General features: G+C 60.4%; 1 protein-coding gene. It reads right to left on the bottom strand.

Going from position 1 to position 235, the window contains the following annotated elements:
- A partial coding sequence (locus SB822_RS61045) for a porin (protein ID WP_410859648.1) occupies positions 1 to 235 on the bottom strand: 235 nt, incomplete at both ends.

The following is a 235-nucleotide window of genomic DNA, read 5'->3' on the forward strand; positions in this document are numbered from 1 at the left end:
GTTGCACCGCGGAGATGCGATCGATATCGCCCATATGGCCCGCGTACACGCTCGCATAGCCGTTGAGGTTGAACGGCGTGATGTAGTCTGCGATGAAGTCGTACTGGTTACCCATCGTCAAGGTGCCGTAGTCGCTCGACAACCCGACGAACGCCTGGCGGCCGAACAGCGCGCCGTTATTGCGCAACGCGCCAGTGCCGAGCGAGAAGCCGTTTTCGAGCTGGAAGATCGCCTT

This window comes from Paraburkholderia sp. SIMBA_054 (assembly GCF_046534875.1).
GTDB lineage: Bacteria > Pseudomonadota > Gammaproteobacteria > Burkholderiales > Burkholderiaceae > Paraburkholderia > Paraburkholderia hospita.